Origin of the sequence: Streptomyces sp. NPDC046557, from assembly GCF_040645975.1 — a bacterium.
Taxonomy (GTDB): domain Bacteria; phylum Actinomycetota; class Actinomycetes; order Streptomycetales; family Streptomycetaceae; genus Streptomyces.
Genome location: NZ_JBEYZH010000018.1, coordinates 76,423 through 91,802, shown reverse-complemented (window position 1 = coordinate 91,802; position 15,380 = coordinate 76,423). Strand labels below are relative to the sequence as shown.

The 15,380-nt window shown below is 72.1% G+C and carries 16 protein-coding genes, 1 tRNA gene and 1 pseudogene; 7 read left to right on the top strand and 11 right to left on the bottom strand.

What is annotated here, in order from left to right; translation table 11 throughout:
• The first annotated feature begins 37 nt into the window (after positions 1-37).
• The 6 genes from ABZ934_RS25260 (at position 38) to ABZ934_RS25235 (ending at position 7,194) form a co-directional block, all read left to right on the top strand.
• Positions 38-379: an antibiotic biosynthesis monooxygenase gene (locus ABZ934_RS25260; RefSeq protein WP_361317262.1), complete on the top strand. Its 342-nt coding sequence runs from the start codon at positions 38-40 to the stop codon at positions 377-379.
• Positions 360-1,241, top strand: coding sequence for an amidohydrolase family protein (locus ABZ934_RS25255; RefSeq protein ID WP_361317259.1), 882 nt, complete (start codon positions 360-362; stop codon positions 1,239-1,241). The genes ABZ934_RS25260 and ABZ934_RS25255 overlap by 20 nt, the downstream gene beginning before the upstream one ends.
• Positions 1,242-1,333: 92 nt before the next feature.
• On the top strand, positions 1,334-2,101 hold the full coding sequence (locus ABZ934_RS25250) for a response regulator transcription factor (protein ID WP_361317256.1): 768 nt from the start codon (positions 1,334-1,336) through the stop codon (positions 2,099-2,101).
• Positions 2,101-3,696 carry a HAMP domain-containing sensor histidine kinase gene (locus tag ABZ934_RS25245; protein ID WP_361317253.1) on the top strand — a complete coding sequence of 532 codons (1,596 nt, stop codon included), beginning with the start codon at positions 2,101-2,103 and terminating at the stop codon, positions 3,694-3,696. The genes ABZ934_RS25250 and ABZ934_RS25245 overlap by 1 nt, the downstream gene beginning before the upstream one ends.
• Positions 3,697-3,721: 25 nt before the next feature.
• A complete protein-coding gene (locus ABZ934_RS25240) occupies positions 3,722-5,014 on the top strand; it encodes a bifunctional glycosyltransferase family 2/GtrA family protein (protein ID WP_361317250.1) in 1,293 nt (430 codons plus the stop codon).
• A complete protein-coding gene (locus ABZ934_RS25235) occupies positions 5,011-7,194 on the top strand; it encodes a glycosyltransferase family 39 protein (RefSeq protein ID WP_361317248.1) in 2,184 nt (727 codons plus the stop codon). Before ABZ934_RS25240 ends, ABZ934_RS25235 begins: the two co-directional genes overlap by 4 nt.
• Positions 7,195-7,308: 114 nt before the next feature.
• Here ABZ934_RS25235 and ABZ934_RS25230 read toward each other — a convergent pair.
• A pseudogene (locus tag ABZ934_RS25230) lies at positions 7,309-7,512 on the bottom strand (hypothetical protein); the annotation flags it as partial.
• 202 nt (positions 7,513-7,714) lie between these two features.
• Here ABZ934_RS25230 and ABZ934_RS25225 point away from each other — a divergent pair.
• Complete coding sequence (locus tag ABZ934_RS25225; RefSeq protein WP_361317245.1) at positions 7,715-7,942, top strand: hypothetical protein; 228 nt, start codon at positions 7,715-7,717, stop codon at positions 7,940-7,942.
• Positions 7,943-7,989: 47 nt separating this feature from the next.
• Here ABZ934_RS25225 and ABZ934_RS25220 read toward each other — a convergent pair whose 3' ends face one another.
• From ABZ934_RS25220 to ABZ934_RS25175, 10 genes are all read right to left on the bottom strand, one after another.
• Positions 7,990-8,778, bottom strand: a complete 789-nt coding sequence (locus tag ABZ934_RS25220) for a hypothetical protein (protein ID WP_361317243.1) — start codon at positions 8,776-8,778, stop codon at positions 7,990-7,992.
• A 60-nt stretch (positions 8,779-8,838) separates the two neighbouring features.
• The gene (locus tag ABZ934_RS25215; protein ID WP_361317240.1) at positions 8,839-9,678 is read right to left on the bottom strand and encodes an RNA polymerase sigma factor SigF; all 840 of its coding nucleotides are present in this window, start codon (positions 9,676-9,678) and stop codon (positions 8,839-8,841) included.
• Between the two features lie 224 nt (positions 9,679-9,902).
• Entirely contained in the window at positions 9,903-10,913 is a 1,011-nt protein-coding gene (locus ABZ934_RS25210; RefSeq protein ID WP_361317237.1) for an RNA polymerase sigma factor SigF, read from the bottom strand.
• Positions 10,914-11,153: 240 nt separating this feature from the next.
• A complete protein-coding gene (locus ABZ934_RS25205; protein ID WP_361317311.1) occupies positions 11,154-11,315 on the bottom strand; it encodes a hypothetical protein in 162 nt (53 codons plus the stop codon).
• A 395-nt stretch (positions 11,316-11,710) separates the two neighbouring features.
• A complete protein-coding gene (locus tag ABZ934_RS25200; protein WP_361317235.1) occupies positions 11,711-11,998 on the bottom strand; it encodes a hypothetical protein in 288 nt (95 codons plus the stop codon).
• A 337-nt stretch (positions 11,999-12,335) separates the two neighbouring features.
• Positions 12,336-12,422 (bottom strand) — tRNA-Ser (locus tag ABZ934_RS25195).
• 77 nt (positions 12,423-12,499) lie between these two features.
• On the bottom strand, positions 12,500-12,928 hold the full coding sequence (gene tadA / locus ABZ934_RS25190) for a tRNA adenosine(34) deaminase TadA (protein ID WP_361317308.1): 429 nt from the start codon (positions 12,926-12,928) through the stop codon (positions 12,500-12,502).
• 65 nt (positions 12,929-12,993) lie between these two features.
• A complete protein-coding gene (locus tag ABZ934_RS25185) occupies positions 12,994-13,542 on the bottom strand; it encodes a hypothetical protein (protein ID WP_361317233.1) in 549 nt (182 codons plus the stop codon).
• A 496-nt stretch (positions 13,543-14,038) separates the two neighbouring features.
• Entirely contained in the window at positions 14,039-14,224 is a 186-nt protein-coding gene (locus ABZ934_RS25180; RefSeq protein WP_361317232.1) for a hypothetical protein, read from the bottom strand.
• 86 nt (positions 14,225-14,310) lie between these two features.
• The gene (locus ABZ934_RS25175) at positions 14,311-15,261 is read right to left on the bottom strand and encodes a universal stress protein (RefSeq protein ID WP_361317229.1); all 951 of its coding nucleotides are present in this window, start codon (positions 15,259-15,261) and stop codon (positions 14,311-14,313) included.
• Positions 15,262-15,380: the final 119 nt, after the last annotated feature.

The following is a 15,380-nucleotide window of genomic DNA, read 5'->3' as shown; positions in this document are numbered from 1 at the left end:
GTGGACATGCGAAAGGCCGCCCCGGAGGGTGGGCCTCATGAGCATCCAGCCCGCACCCGCGTACGAACCGCCGTACGTGATGGCCGTCTTCACCAGCGTCCGCACCCGCGACGACACCGGCTACCCGGAGACCAACGCCCGGATGAACGAGATCGTCCGGGCCAACCCCGGGCTCCTCGGCTACGAGTCCGCGCGCACCCCGGGCGGCCTCGGCATCACCGTCGCCTACTTCCGCGACCACGACTCCCTCGCCGAGTGGCGGGAGAACCTGGAACACCAGGCCGCGATGAAGCACGGCCGCGCCCACTGGTACGAGAGCTACACGTTGCACGTCGCCACGGTCGAACGGAGCCACGGCTTTGTCCGAGACAACGGTTGAGGCACTCCGCGCCTTCCGCGACCGTCTCGGACTGCCCGGGCTGGTCGACGTGCACACCCACTTCATGCCCGAGCGGGTCCTGGACAAGGTGTGGGACTACTTCGACGCCGTCGGCCCGCTGACCGGGGTCGAGTGGCCCATCACCTACCGACACGAGGAGGAGCAGCGGGTCGCGCTGCTGCGCGCCTTCGGTGTACGGGCCTTCACCGCCATGCTCTACCCGCACAAGCCGGCGATGGCCGCCTGGCTCAACGCGTGGGCCGCGGACTTCGCCGCCCGGACCCCCGACTGCCTCCACACCGCGACCTTCTTCCCGGAGGAGGGCGCGGCGGAGTACGTCGGCCAGGCCGTGGAGGCGGGAGCGCGCATCTTCAAGGCACACCTCCAGGTCGGGGCGTACGACCCGAACGACGAACGGCTCCGACCGGTCTGGGGGCTGCTGGCCGAGGCCGCCGTCCCGATCGTGATCCACTGTGGTTCGGGGCCGGTACCGGGCAAACACACCGGGCCCGAGCCGATCGCCCGTCTATTGGCCCGCCACCCCCGGCTGCCGCTGGTCATCGCCCACATGGGCATGCCCGAGTACGTCGACTTCCTCGACCTGGCCGACCGCTACCCCGAAGTCCGCCTCGACACCACCATGGCCTTCACCGACTTCTCCGAGCAGTTCACCGGCTTCCCGGCGGACGACCTCGGCCGGCTGGCGGACCTCGGTGACCGGATCCTGCTCGGCACCGACTTCCCGAACATTCCGTATCCCTACGAGCACCAGCTTGCCGCCCTCGAACGGCTCGGCCTCGGGGACGAGTGGCTGCGGGCGGTCTGCCACGACAACGGCGCCCGGCTCTTCCACCTGGCGTAAGCCCCGAACGGGGGCCGCCCCGATCCCCGGTTCTCAGGAAATTCACAGGCAGGCGCAAGAACGCTCTCAGAGGTTGCGTCGAGCGTGTACGCATGACTGCGACGACCACCTCTCACGCGTCCACGTCCGCCGGCAAGCACACGGCCCTCGTCCGACCCGACGGCGGCCCGTGCCGGGTGCTCGTCGTCGACGACGAGGCCGCGCTCTCCGAACTCCTCTCCATGGCCCTGCGCTACGAAGGGTGCGAGGTCCGCAGCGCCGGCGACGGTGCGGGCGCGGTGCGGGCGGCGCGGGAGTTCCGCCCGGACGTAGTGCTCCTCGACATCATGCTCCCGGACATGGACGGCCTCGCCGTACTCGGGCAGCTGCGTCGGGAGCTCCCGCACGTGCCCGTGCTGTTCCTGACCGCCAAGGACTCCGTGGAGGACCGCATCGCCGGACTCACGGCGGGCGGCGACGACTACGTCACCAAGCCGTTCAGCCTGGAGGAGGTCGTCGCCAGGCTGCGCGGCCTGGTCCGCCGCTCGGGCGCGGCTCAGGCGGCCCGCGGCGGCTCGGTGTTGGCCGTCGGTGACCTCCGGTTGGACGAGGACAGCCACGAGGTGACCCGCAGTGGCCGGGAGATCCACCTGACGGCCACGGAGTTCGAGCTGCTGCGCTATCTGATGCGCAACCCGCGCCGGGTGCTGAGCAAGGCGCAGATCCTGGACCGGGTATGGTCCTACGACTTCGGCGGCCAGGCCAACGTGGTCGAGCTGTATATCTCCTACCTGCGGCGCAAGCTGGAGAGCGGCCCCGGACTGCCGCCGCTGATCCACACCCGACGGGGCGCCGGTTACCTGATCAAGCCGGCCGAATAGTGGCCGTACGTCTTCCCGGGCGCCGGCGCCCGGGCCGCGCGGCGCCGCGCGGCCGGCGGCCCTGGTCGCTGCGGTCCCGACTCGTCCTGGCGGCGGTGGCGCTCATCGCGGTCGTCGGCGCCGCCATCGGCACCGTCACCACGTTCGCGCTGCGCCAGTACCTGGTCGAGCAATTGGACGACCAGCTACGCACCTCCATCACGATGGCCACCCGAGGCCCCCGGGCCGGCAAGCCCGCTCGGGAGGCCGACCTCGGCTTCGTACTCGCCGGCACCCCACCGGACGCGGCCGGGATCAGGCTCGACTCGGACGGCAAGGTCATCGGCAGCGCCCGCAACGCAACGGTCGTCGGCCCAGAGTTCGATCCCCGGCCGCCCCTCACCGACGCCCAGACCGCGGCTTTGCTGAGGGCCGTCCACAAGGCCGCTCAAGGCCGCCCCGGGCCGCTGGAGCTCGATCTGCCCGAGCTGGGGGGCTACCGCGTGCTCGCCGCTTCCGACGGGAGCCTCGTCCTCGGCTTTCGGCTCGCCGAAGTCGACTCCACCGTGCGGACACTGATCGCGGTGGAGGTCTTCGCCACCCTGGCCGGCCTGATCGCGGCCTCCCTCGCCGGACAGGCGCTCGTCGGTGTGGCGCTGCGCCCGTTGCGGCGCGTGGCCGTCACCGCCACCCGCGTCTCCGAACTCCCCCTGCACAGCGGTGAACCCGCCCTGCACGAACGGGTGCCCGACGCCGAGGCCGACCCCCGTACCGAGATCGGTCAGGTCGGAGCGGCCTTCAACCGGATGCTGGGCCATGTCTCCTCCGCCCTCACCGCACGGCAGCAGAGCGAGACCCGGGTACGTCAATTCGTGGCCGACGCCAGCCACGAGCTGCGTACCCCGTTGGCCTCGATCCGGGGTTACGCCGAGCTGACCCGTCGGAGCCACGAGGAGCCCGGCCCCGACACCCGCCATGCCCTGGGGCGCATCGAGTCCGAAGCCACCCGCATGACAGGCCTGGTCGAAGACCTCCTGTTGCTGGCCCGGCTGGACGCGGGCCGACCGCTCGGCACCGGTGAGACCACCACCGACCTCGCTCCCCTCGTCGTCGACGCCGTCAGCGACGCGCGGGCCGCCGGGCCGGAACACCACTGGCGGCTGGAGCTGCCGGACGAACCCGCCACCATCCGGGCCGACCCCGCCCGCATCCAACAAGTTCTGGTGAACCTCCTCGCCAACGCCCGCACCCACACCCCACCGGGCACCACCGTCACCGCACATGTTTCACGTGAAACACGCCCCGAAGCGCTCGGCGTTTCACGTGAAACATCGCTCGTCCGCCTCCAGATCCAGGACAACGGGCCTGGTATACCCGGCGAGTTGCTCCCGCACGTCTTCGAGCGGTTCGCCCGCGGCGACGCGTCCCGGTCCCGGGCAGCGGGGTCCACTGGCCTCGGGCTCGCCATCGTCCAGGCCGTGGTCACCGCCCACGGCGGCCGGGTCGAGGTCCGCAGCCGGCCCGGCAAGACCTGCTTCGAGGTCCTCCTGCCCCTCGCGCAGGCCACGGAGCGGGCCGACTCACAGACGGAGCACAGGCTCACCACACAGCGGTGACAGTTCGCCCGACGAGGGTCGGAGCATGCCAACCGACACCTCTCCCGGCCTTGGAGCCCTTCCGGCCCGGGTGCACCTGGCACCCGTGCCGGGTGAGCCCGTACTCGACGTGGTGATCCCGGTGTTCAACGAGGAGAAGGACCTCGGCCCGTGTGTGCGCCGGCTGAACGATCACCTCACCAGAACCTTCCCGTACCCGTTCCGCATCACCATCGCCGACAACGCCAGCACGGACCGGACCCCAGCCGTCGCGGCAGCCCTCGCCGCCGACGTGGCGGGCGTCCGCAGCACCCGGCTGGAGGAGAAGGGACGCGGCCGCGCCCTGCGCACCGTATGGTCGCGCTCCGAGGCTCCCGTCCTGGCCTACATGGACGTGGACCTCTCCACCGACCTCAACGCGCTGCTGCCCCTGGTCGCCCCGCTGATCTCCGGTCACTCGGACCTCGCCATCGGCACCCGGCTCGCGCGCTCCTCCCGCGTGGTGCGGGGTGCGAAGCGCGAGTTCGTCTCCCGGGCCTACAACCTGCTGCTGCGTTCCTCTCTCGCCGCCCGCTTCAGCGACGCGCAATGCGGGTTCAAGGCCATCCGGCGCGAGGTCGCCGAAAGACTGCTACCGCTCGTGGAGGACTCGGGCTGGTTCTTCGACACCGAGTTGCTGGTGCTGGCCGAGCGGGCCGGGCTCCGCATCCACGAGGTCCCGGTGGACTGGGTGGACGACCCCGACTCCACCGTCCACATCGCCCGTACCGCCGCCGAGGACCTGAAGGGTGTCTGGCGCGTCGGCCGGGCGCTCGCGGTCGGCGCACTGCCGCTCGACCGGCTCGCGCGTCCCTTCGGGGACGATCCGCGGGACCGGACGGCGCTGCCCGGTGTCCCCCGCGGGCTGGCCCGGCAGCTCCTCGGCTTCTGCGCGGTCGGGCTGCTCAGCACCCTGCTCTACCTGGCGCTGTACTCCGCCTTCCGGACCTCGGCCGGACCACAGGTCGCCAACGCGGCTGCCCTGCTGATGTCGGCCGTCGCCAACACCGCCGCCAACCGCCGGCTCACCTTCGGGGTGAGGGGGCGAGCCCGCGCCGTGCGCCACCAGGTACAGGGGCTGCTGGTCTTCGCCGTCGGCCTCGCCCTGACGAGCGGTTCACTCGCCGCCCTGGACGCGGCCGCCACCGACACCACCCACAGCACCGGCCCCGCCCACGGCACCGAACTGGCCGTACTCATCACGGCCAACCTCGCCGCCACCCTGCTGCGCTTCCTGCTCTTCCGCGCCTGGGTCTTCCCCGAGCGGCGCGGCAATCCCACGAAGGACGACATCCGATGACGACGGCAGCAGTGCCCCTGTTCCCACCCGCCCCACCGGTCGCCACCACCGCGGCGGCGACCGACCGGCCCCGCTGGGAACGCCCCGCCTACGTCGTGCTCCTACTCCTCACGGCGGCCCTGCTGCTCTGGAACCTGGGTGCCTCGGGCTATGCGAACTCCTTCTACTCGGCCGCGGCCCAAGCAGGTTCCCAGAGCTGGAAAGCCTTCTTCTTCGGCTCCTCCGACGCCGGCAACTCCATCACCGTCGACAAGCCCCCGGCCGCCCTGTGGCCGATGGCCCTGTCAGTGCGGCTCTTCGGGCTGGGCGGCTGGCAGATCCTGGTCCCCCAGGCCCTGATGGGCGTCGGCACCACCGCGGTGCTCCACGCCGCCGTCCGGCGTCAGTTCGGCCCCGTCCCCGCACTGCTGAGCGGCGCGGTCTTCGCGCTGACCCCCGTGGCGGCCTTGATGTTCCGCTTCAACAACCCCGACGCGCTGCTCGCGCTGCTGATGACCGTCACGGTGTACTGCGTCCTGCGGGCGCTCGACGGAGCACGCACCGGCTGGCTGGTGGCGGCGGGCGCCGTGGTCGGATTCGCCTTCCTGACGAAGACGCTCCAGGCCCTGGTCATCCTTCCTCCGCTGGCCGTGCTGTACGCGGTCTGCGCTCCGACGCGGCTGCGCGGGCGACTCGGTCAGCTGCTGCTCGCCGGACTCGTGATGGTGGCCACGGGCGGCTGGTGGGTGGCCGTGGTGGAGCTGTGGCCGGCCGCGTCCCGCCCCTACATCGGAGGCTCGCAGAACAACTCCTTCCTTGAGCTGACCTTCGGCTACAACGGGCTGGGCCGGATCAACGGCGACGAGACCGGCAGCGTCGGCGGTGGACGCCCGGGCGGTGGCAGTGGCGGAGGTTGGGGTGCCACCGGCATCGACCGGCTCTTCTCGACCAACATCGGCGGCCAGATCTCCTGGCTGCTCCCGGCTGCCCTGGTCATGCTCGTCGCCGGACTGGTGATCACCTGGCGGGCCCGCCGGGCCACGGATTCGCTGGAGAGCATGGCCCGCGCGGCCTTCCTCGCCTGGGGCGGCTCCCTGCTGATCACCGGTCTGGTCTTCAGCTACATGCAGGGCATCTTCCACGAGTACTACACCGTGGCCCTCGCGCCCTTCGTGGCCGCGCTCGTCGGCATGGGCGTGGCCCTGCTCTGGGAGGAGCGGGGCAGCCGGGCCGCCTCCCTGACCCTCGCCGGAACCCTCGCGCTCACCGCGTACTGGGCCTTCGTACTGCTCGGCCGCGCCACCGGCTACCTGCCGTGGCTGCGCTGGGTGGTGCTCGTGTCGGGTCTCGGCGCCGCCGTCGTGCTGCCGTTCGCCGCTCGGTTGGGCCGCGGGGCGGTCTTGGCGGTGGCGGGCGTCGGTCTCGGCGCGGCGCTGGCCGGCCCCTTCGCGTACTGCCTGACCACGGTGGACACCCCGCACGAGGGCTCCATCGTGACGGCCGGACCGGCGGTGTCGGGCGGTGGTGGCCCGGGCGGACGCGGCATGCGTGTGTTCTACGGCCCCGGCGGCGCGATGCCCCCAGGCGCCCAGGGCGGCGGAGCCCAGATGCCGCCGGGCGGACGGCCCCCCGCCGCCCCGGGCACCAGGGCCCCCGGCGGAACCGGCGGAACCGGCGCAACCGGCGGGATCGGCCCGGCCGGTCCGGCCGGTGCGATGGGGGCGCCCGGCCCGACCGGGCGGGCCGGTTCGCGGGGCAACGCAGGAGGCGGCCCCGGCGGGCTCCTGAACGGCACCAAGGCGAGCGCCGAGGCCACGGCCGCACTGCGGGCCGACGCCGCTCGCTACACGTGGGCGGCGGCGGCCATCGGCTCGCAGAACGCGGCGAGCTACCAACTTGCCTCCGGCGCGCCGGTAATGGCGATCGGCGGCTTCAACGGCAGCGATCCCTCGCCGACGCCGGAGCAGTTCAAGGCCTACGTGAAGGCCGGCCGCATCCACTGGTTCATCGCCCGGAGCGAGAACGAGGCCCAGGCTCAAGGGCAGGGCGGGGAGGCCGGCACGGCCCGACGCCGGGCCGCCGGTCCGGGCGGGGGCACGAGCAGCGCCATCGAAAGCTGGGTGAAGGCCGGCTTCAAGGCCACCACGGTCGGCGGCGCCACCTTCTACGACCTGACCTCGCCCGCCACTGGGACGTCCTGACCTCGCCGCCATCGGCCCGTCCTGACCGGGACAGGCTTCGGAACGGCAAGGTGCCGCAGACGAGGATCTCGTCTGCGGCACCTTGCCGTCCGCTCGGGGCGGCCGGGGCGGTGACTACTCGGCCCGGGCGACCCCCGGGGCCTCCTGGACGGTGCCCGCCGCGGCCGGGGCGTGCGACGCCGGCTTGGACTGCAGTGCGACCTCCTTGATGAAGAGCACCAGCAGCAGGGCGAGCAGCGTGCACGGGGCGGCGTAGAGGAAGACATCGCCGACGCCGTGCCCGTACGCGGACTCGATGACCGTGCGACGAGGCGCGGGCCGAGCCGGTCGGGCAGTCCGCGGGCAGGGTACGGGCCAGGTCGCGGCTTGACCGCGCCGATACCGGTGAGCTGCCGGGCCAACTCCTCGTAGCGAGTGGGTGGGATCGCGGTGCCCGGCATAAAAGAAGTTGGTTGCTACAGGTAAATGGATGTGGGGTGGGGCGGTAAAGGAATGGGAAAAGCCGCTAGGGTGCGGACCCATGGCTGCGAACCACAACTCACCCGGCCCCGAGGGCAACTACGACCCGGCGGGCAGTACCCAGATGTTCCGGGCGTTCGTCGAGGAGGTCGAGCCGGTACGTGCCGCCGTGCCGGGAGCCCGTCGGCGTAGGCCGGTGAAGGCGGCCCCGAAGACCGGTCTGTGGATCGGCCTGGCTCTCGCCGCGCTCGTCGTGATCGCGGCGGTCGCCTGGCTCGCCCTCGGATAGTCCTGGGCCGGCCCCCCCGGCCCGTCCCGCACGGGGGCGCCGCGGGGTCAGCTCCAGGTGGCGGTGACGTCCCGGGTCTCGACCCGCATGCCGAGGGGCACCCGCCAGGACTCGACGCAGACCGTGTAGGTCCGTGTCTTCGACGTGCCGCCGGCGATCGGAGCGGGCAGTGGCTGGGTCGTGGTGATCGTGGCCCAGTCGACGCCGAGCGCGCCGATGATGTGCGTAGCGAAGCTCACCGTGCCCGAACGAGCCGCGGTGGTGCCGGTGTTGGCGAAGGTGACCGTGACGCGTTCGCACCAGCGGTCGCCGGCCGCCGACCGGAGCGGGGTGCCGACCGTCAGACGCGCCGGGGTGGCCGGAGGTGGTGTCGGAGTGCCCGGTCTGCCCGGCGTGGGCGCGGGTGTGGACCCGGGCGACCCCGGTGAACCGGACCCTGATCCCGAGCCGGTGCCCGAGCCCGGGGTCTCGGGGCTGTGGGGGGCGCCGGGGGTGGTGGTCGCGGGGCCGGCGTCCGGTGGGGCGCCAGGAGACGCGGAGCCGCCGGGGGAGGTGGACGTGGGTCCGCCCCGGGCGGAGTCCGCCGGAGTTCCCGCATCCCCCGCACCGGGCGACGTACCACGTGCCGCCAATGGCGCACCGCCGCCCGCCGCCGGGGCTCCGAGCTGCTGGAACTCCACCTCGCCGCCGGGCGGTACGTTCCCACCGGGGCCGGGGGCCGCCGCCCCAACGGCGGCGTAGCCGCCGCGGGCCGGACCGCCGCAGCCGCCCAGGGCCACGACGGCGACCGCGCCGCAGAGGGTGAGTGCTGCCGCCCGGCGGGTTCCCGTTCGCATCACGCCAGTGTTACTGACGATCCGTCACTTGGGAAGCGAGCGGCAGCGGTCAGCGGGCCGTCACTCGCCGATGAGGCCGACGCGCAACTGCGCGAGCGTGCGCGTGAGCAGCCGGGAGACGTGCATCTGGGAGATGCCGACCTCCTCGCCGATCTGCGACTGCGTCATGTTGGCGAAGAACCGCAGCATGATGATCTGCCGTTCTCGCGGCGGCAGTTTCGCCAGCAGCGGCTTGAGCGACTCCCGGTACTCGACCCCTTCGAGCGCGCTGTCCTCGTAGCCGAGGCGATCGGCGAGGGAGCCCTCGCCGCCCTCGTCCTCGGGGGACGGCGAGTCCAGCGAGGAGGCGGTGTACGCGTTGCCCACGGCCAGGCCGTCGACCACGTCCTCCTCGGAGACGCCGAGCACGGCGGCCAGCTCGGGCACGGTCGGGGACCGGTCCAGCTTCTGGGCCAGTTCGTCGCTGGCCTTGGTGAGGGCCAGGCGCAGCTCCTGGAGGCGGCGCGGGACGCGCACGGACCAGGACGTGTCCCTAAAGAATCGTTTGATCTCGCCCACGACCGTCGGCATGGCGAAGGTCGGGAACTCGACACCGCGTTCGCAGTCGAAGCGGTCGATCGCCTTGATGAGGCCGATGGTTCCCACCTGGACGATGTCTTCCATCGGCTCGTTACGGCTGCGGAAGCGGGCCGCCGCGTACCGCACCAGGGGGAGGTTCAGCTCGATCAGGGTGTCGCGTACGTACGCGCGTTCGGGGCTGTCCACGTCCAGGGCGGCAAGTCGCTGGAAGAGGGAGCGGGAGAGCGTGCGGGTGTCGATGGCTTCCGAGCGGTTGGACACTGCCGGCAGATCACGCTTGACGAGCGTGAGCACCTTGGAGCTGCCCTGGTCTACGGACATGCCACCCCCTTGAGGTCGCGGACGGTCGCGTTTCTCTGCGCGCCCGTCGGAGGAACGCAGCCTCCACCTGAATACCGGAGGCGGGGCTGCGGCAAACGCGGTTCCAGCAGAATGTCACATGTCGGCAACACGCTGTAGCGCCTTGTCGACATGTATCTCCAGCGACAGACCGGAATGAGCCCGGTCTGTCGGGAAACGCGTCAGGTGATCTCCACCCGTTCCGGTTACGCCTCGATCCTGTTTGCGGATCGCAGGCGTGCGAAGCTCCGGGCGAGCAGCCGTGACACGTGCATCTGGGAAACTCCCAGTTCAGCGCTGATCTGCGACTGCGTCAGATTGTTGTAGTACCGCAGCAGCAGGATCCGCTGTTCGCGCTCGGGCAGTTGTACGAGGAGGTGCCGGACGAGGTCGCGATGCTCGACGCCGGCCAGTTCGGGGTCCTCGTAGCCGAGGCGGTCCAGCAGGCCGGGCATTCCGTCACCCTCCTGGGCGGCTTCGAGCGAGGTTGCGTGGTAGCTCCGGCCGGCCTCGATGCAGGACAGCACCTCGTCCTCGGTGATGCGCAGCCGCTCGGCGATCTCGGGGGTGGTGGGGGTGCGTCCGTGCAGCGTGGTGAGGTCCTCGGTGGCCGCGTTGACCTGGACCCAGAGTTCGTGGAGGCGGCGCGGGACGTGGACGGTGCGCACGTTGTCGCGGAAGTACCGTTTGATCTCGCCGACCACCGTGGGCATCGCGAAGGTCGGGAACTGCACCCCGCGGTCGGGATCGAAGCGGTCGATCGCGTTGATGAGACCGATCGTTCCGACCTGGATGACGTCCTCCATCGGTTCATTGCGGCTGCGGAAGCGGGCGGCGGCGTACCGGACGAGGGGGAGGTTGGCCTCGATGAGGGCCCCGCGGACCCGGGTGTGGTCGCGGCTTCCCGGCTGGAGGTTCTTGAGCTGCCCGAACAGCACTTGGGTCAGGGCTCGGGTGTCGGCGCCCCGGCTTTGCGGCCGGGGGGCGGCCGGGGGCTCCTGCGGGGGGCCCGGCGGGGACTCCTGTTGCGACGACTCCTGTTGCGACGACTCCTGCTGCGTGGGGACCTGGGGGTCGTGGGACGCCGGCCGGGTCGGTCCGGTCGTCGGCTCCGGGGGTTCCTGCGCGCTCGGGGTGCTCGAGGCTTTCGGGGAGTCCTCGGGACGCTGAGGGCTCGGGGGGCTCTGCGGGCTCTGGGGGTCCTGCTGGGGTGGCACCTGAGGCGCAGTACTGGCCGGCACGGTCACGCCACCCCTTCAGTCAACTATCCGTCAAAAGCGGTCATAGCATCACAAGAGATGTGCACTGTGTGCAAGCACCTGATATCGCCGTGTTGAGGGTAGATTGGGCAGTTTGCGCATATCGGGATATTCGCCCTGAACACGGATAACACAAAAAGCCCCCCACCCGTCGGAGTGGGGGGCCGGTAAGTCCGGAATCCGCTTCAGCGTACGGGTTCAGCGCACCAGTTCGGTCATGAACTCGCCGATCGCATGGGCGGCATCCGAGATCCCTTGGAAGCCTATTTGGACCATATCGGCGGCTTTGACGGGTTGAGTGATGATCACGAAGAGTACGAAGACGACGAGCGCGCCCATGACGATCTTCTTGGTGTCCACGAGCGGTGTCGGCCTCCCCAACCGGTCCTGCTGAGTCGGGTGAGTCTAACCGGTCAAGTTTGGACACTCACCTGCCCTTTAAGGACCAATGACCCGTCGGTACGGGTCGTTTGTCGGTCCCCGGGCAGGAGGGGAGGACGCAGGATGGAGCACGAGCCCACCGGTTCTGGCAGGAAATCGGTGGGTGAGGGAAAGGGCCTCGCTGCGGGGTTCGGACCGCGACCCTCCCCCTGGCCGCGGCCCGGACGGGCAGGTTCGGTCTCATCGGGGGGAGCGGCTTGTCCCCCCGACGCCGCTTCCCCCGTCCACGTGTGAAGGTCCCGGCTCCGGCCGGGGCCTTCTTCGCGTGAGGGGCCCTCGGCCGGGTCCGGGGCCGAGGCCGGCGGCCAGGCCGGTCAGCCGATGGCGCCGGCGAGGTCGGTGAGGGGCTGGACGGGGGCGATCACCGGCGCGAGGTCGTTCGGGAGGTCCATCAGCCGGTTGAGCTGGTTGAGGGCGTTGAGCTTCGCGCCGATCTCCCGGACGGAGCCGGGAGTGGCTCCCTTCGGCATGCCCGGGGCGGCCTGCGGCAGGTCCGGCAGGGTGAGCGGGGCGATCGGCGCGGCGGAGGCGGCGGGTGCGGCGAGGCCCGCGGCGGCCCCCGCGAGGGCGAAGGCGGCGAGCATGCGCTGGGTCTTGGTCATGCCGTGACAACGGCCGAGCGGGCGGCCGGTCACGCGGATGTGCCCGGGACGCGGCCGTACGGGGCGCTGCGCGCCGGGGCGCCGGGCGTATGGAACCTGCCCGCCCTGCGCGCCCTGACCGCCCTGCGTGGCCTGCGCGGTCGGTACGACGGGGCCGGCCCGGCCGGGCGTCGGGCCGACGGCTCGGTACCAAGGCCTCGGTGCCACGGGGCGGACGGCGGGCCTGGGGCACCAGGGCGTACCGGGCCGAGGCGCAACCGGGCGGGAACGCCGAGGCACATCGGCGGCGGGAACGCCGAGAGCCCCGACCCTTGCGGGGCGGGGCTCTCGGTCAGAGCGGTAGCGGTGGGATTTGAACCCACGGATAGCTTGCACCATCACACGCTTTCGAGGCGTGCTCCTTCGGCCGCTCGGACACGCTACCGAGAGAGAGCTTAGCCCAAAGAGCGCCGTGCTCTGAAATCCGTATCCGGGGTCGCGCCACGTGCCGCCCCGGGATGGTCACAGGTCGCGGAAGAAGTCCGTCAGTTGCCGGGCGCACTCGTCCGCGAGGACGCCGCGGATCACCTCCGGACGGTGGTTGAGCCTGCGGTCCCGTACGAGGTCCCACAGCGACCCCGCCGCGCCCGCCTTCTCGTCGTCGGCGCCGTAGACGACCCGGGCCACCCGCGACTGCACCAGGGCGCCCGCGCACATCACGCACGGCTCCAGGGTCACCACCAGGGTGCACCCGGTCAGCCGCCACTCCCCGAGTTCGGCGGCGGCCCGGCGCAGCGCGAGCACCTCGGCGTGGGCCGTGGGGTCGCCGGTCGCCTCGCGCTCGTTGTGCGCGGTGGCGAGGAGTTCGCGGTCCGGGCCGAGCAGGACGGCGCCGACCGGCACGTCGCCGGCCGGCACCGCCAGGGCGGCCTCCCGGAGGGCCAGGCGCATGGAGTCCCGCCAGGGGTCCCGTACGGGGTCGGGACCGGGGTGGTGCGTGTGGTGCGCGGTGATCACTAGCGGACGGCCTCCAGGACCTCGGTCGCACCGAGCGACTCGGCGATCTCCGAGAGGGCGTCTCCGTCGAGGGTCATCAGTTGCTTGTGGCTCACACCGAGGTCGTCGAGCAGCCGCGGGTCGCCGAGCGGACCGGCCGGTACCGGCTCGGCACCGCCACGGACCCCTTCGTCCGCGTCGTCCTCCTCGGCGGTGAAGGCGGCGATGGCGTCCTCCTCGCCGTCCTCGGTGCCGTCCAGGTCGAGTTCGTCGAGTTCGTCGTCCTCCTCCTCGTTGCCCAGCAGCTCTTTGGTCAGCATCGAGCCGTAGGAGCTGCGGTCGGCCGCGGAGGCGTTCGATACGAAGTACCGAGGGTCCTCCTCGCCGTCCACGCGGATGACGCCGAACCAGGCGTCCTCCTGCTCGATGAGGGCGACCACCGTGTCGTCGTCGACAGCGGCGGACCGGGCGAGATCGATCAGATCACTCAAGGACTCGACATCGTCGAGTTCCATGTCGCTCGCTTCCCACCCGTCTTCGGTGCGCGCGAGCAGTGCGGCGAAGTACACCGTGACTCTCCCACTGGTCGTAGGCGTGCCGGTTGGAGGTCCCCCCGGCCTGAGGTTGGGGTCGCGACGGCCGTGTGCGAGCCGTTCGTACCCCGCCCCATCGGCATCGTGGCAGAAACAGCGGCTTTGCGAGAGGTCTTCCGCGCTTGCGTCGTCCCGTGCCGTGCGCTCCGCGGGTTGTGCGGGGGCGGCGTTGGGCTGCCGGGACCCGGCTGCGGGGGTGGGCGTGTCCCCCGTGTCCCCCGGGGCCGGGTGCCGGGCCGGGGTGCTGCCGCGCCGAGTCGCGTCGGGGCGTGGGCGGCCGGGGCCGGCGGGGTCGGTGCGCCGGCCTGTCCCGGGGCGCCGCCCGGAACCCGCGCCTCGAACGCCGGCGGGGCTGTTTTCGGCGGCCCCCGCCACGCATGGCCCCGCCGCGCATGCGGCGGCGCGGGCTGGGCGCCTTGAACGCCGGCGGGCTCTTCGTGCGGGACCGGCAGTGGGCGGGAGGGGGGCGGAGTTACCAGCGGAAGGTGCGCATGCGCATCTGTTGGCGCATGCGGGCCGCGCGGGCGCGTCTGGGTTGGACGCGGTCGCGCAGTTCGCGCGCCTCGTTCAGGTCGCGAAGGAACTGCGCGCGCCGTGCCCGGCGCTGCGCCATACTCTCCGACTCCCCCGGATCCCCCGGCTCTTTCTCTGGCACCATCGCCCACCGCCCCGGCTGCTCTTCTCCGGTTGTCCTACCCACCTTCCCCCGGATTTCCGCGTTGATGCCATCCCGGTCGTCCCAGCTCAGACAGGTTCGTCGTGGGTCGCCGGGACGACCGCCACCGGGCCGTGCGCGTGTTGGAGCACCGCGTTCGCGACGGACCCCATCATCAGGGCACCGAGGCTCCGCCTCGGGTGGTGACGGCCCACCACCACCAACGCCGCCGACCGCGACGCCTCCACCAGCCGCTCCGCCGCCCCGCCCGGCACCGCCGCCTGCTCCACCGGCACCTCGGGGTACCGGTCGAGGAACGGCGCGAGGCGTTCCTGCTGGGCCCGCAGCGTGTCCCGCTCGGCCGGGGCGGTGTCACCGTCGTCCCCGACCAGTTCCTCGGGCGTGATCACCGTGAAGGGTGTGTCCAGGGGCGCGACCGCTGGTGAGGGCGGTACCGGGTACGCCGAGACCACCTGGACGGCCGTCCCCCGCGCGGCGGCCTCCGCGAACGCGAAGGCCAGTACGTCGTCGTGCGTCTCGGCGGTGTGCAGCCCGAGGACCACGGTCCCGCCGGCGCCCGCGCCCGCGCCGGAGGCCCGCTCGGCTCGCGGCACCACCACCACTGTGCACGGCGCGGTGGTGGCCACGGCGCGGCTGTTCGACCCGAGGAGCAGCGCGGCGAAGCCCCCGCGGCCCCGGGAGCCCATCACCAGGGCCAGCGGCCGCGTCTCGGCCCCGATCACCCTCAGCGCCTCCGGGACGGACCCCTCAAGGGCCTCGTACCGCACCTCGGCCGGCCGCTCGGGCGCCGCGGCCAGGAGATCCCGTACGTGGTCCCGCACCGGATCGGCGTACTCCCGTGGCTCCGAGGCGTCGTGGAGGGAGGAGCGCCGGCCCGCGTACAACTGGGCGCTGTCGGAGAGCACGTGCGCGACGAGCAGCCCGGCGCCGTGCCGCAGCGCCGCGCGCCGCGCCCATTCCAGGGCTCCCAGGCTGTGCTCGGATCCGTCGACCGCTGCGATCACCAGTCCGTTGCTCATCAATCCAGGGTGGTGGGCCCGTGTGCGGCCCGCAATACCGCGGCCGGGGCGCCCGGGGCGCCCCTTCCGACACGGGAGGGGCCGGCCAGCGCGTAGCCTTTTGCGTGTGGGTCGCACAC

What these genes read in the sequence shown, in the direction of transcription:
- ABZ934_RS25260 (WP_361317262.1), top strand. Translation starts at nt 38, where the DNA reads ATGAGCATCCAGCCCGCACCCGCGTACGAACCGCCGTACGTGATGGCC.
- ABZ934_RS25250 (WP_361317256.1), top strand. Translation starts at nt 1,334, where the DNA reads ATGACTGCGACGACCACCTCTCACGCGTCCACGTCCGCCGGCAAGCAC.
- ABZ934_RS25240 (WP_361317250.1), top strand. Translation starts at nt 3,722, where the DNA reads ATGCCAACCGACACCTCTCCCGGCCTTGGAGCCCTTCCGGCCCGGGTG.
- ABZ934_RS25235 (WP_361317248.1), top strand. Translation starts at nt 5,011, where the DNA reads ATGACGACGGCAGCAGTGCCCCTGTTCCCACCCGCCCCACCGGTCGCC.
- ABZ934_RS25225 (WP_361317245.1), top strand. Translation starts at nt 7,715, where the DNA reads ATGGCTGCGAACCACAACTCACCCGGCCCCGAGGGCAACTACGACCCG.
- ABZ934_RS25220 (WP_361317243.1), bottom strand. Translation starts at nt 8,778, where the DNA reads ATGCGAACGGGAACCCGCCGGGCGGCAGCACTCACCCTCTGCGGCGCG.
- ABZ934_RS25215 (WP_361317240.1), bottom strand. Translation starts at nt 9,678, where the DNA reads ATGTCCGTAGACCAGGGCAGCTCCAAGGTGCTCACGCTCGTCAAGCGT.
- ABZ934_RS25200 (WP_361317235.1), bottom strand. Translation starts at nt 11,998, where the DNA reads ATGACCAAGACCCAGCGCATGCTCGCCGCCTTCGCCCTCGCGGGGGCC.
- tadA (WP_361317308.1), bottom strand. Translation starts at nt 12,928, where the DNA reads ATGCGCCTGGCCCTCCGGGAGGCCGCCCTGGCGGTGCCGGCCGGCGAC.
- ABZ934_RS25180 (WP_361317232.1), bottom strand. Translation starts at nt 14,224, where the DNA reads ATGGTGCCAGAGAAAGAGCCGGGGGATCCGGGGGAGTCGGAGAGTATG.
- ABZ934_RS25175 (WP_361317229.1), bottom strand. Translation starts at nt 15,261, where the DNA reads ATGAGCAACGGACTGGTGATCGCAGCGGTCGACGGATCCGAGCACAGC.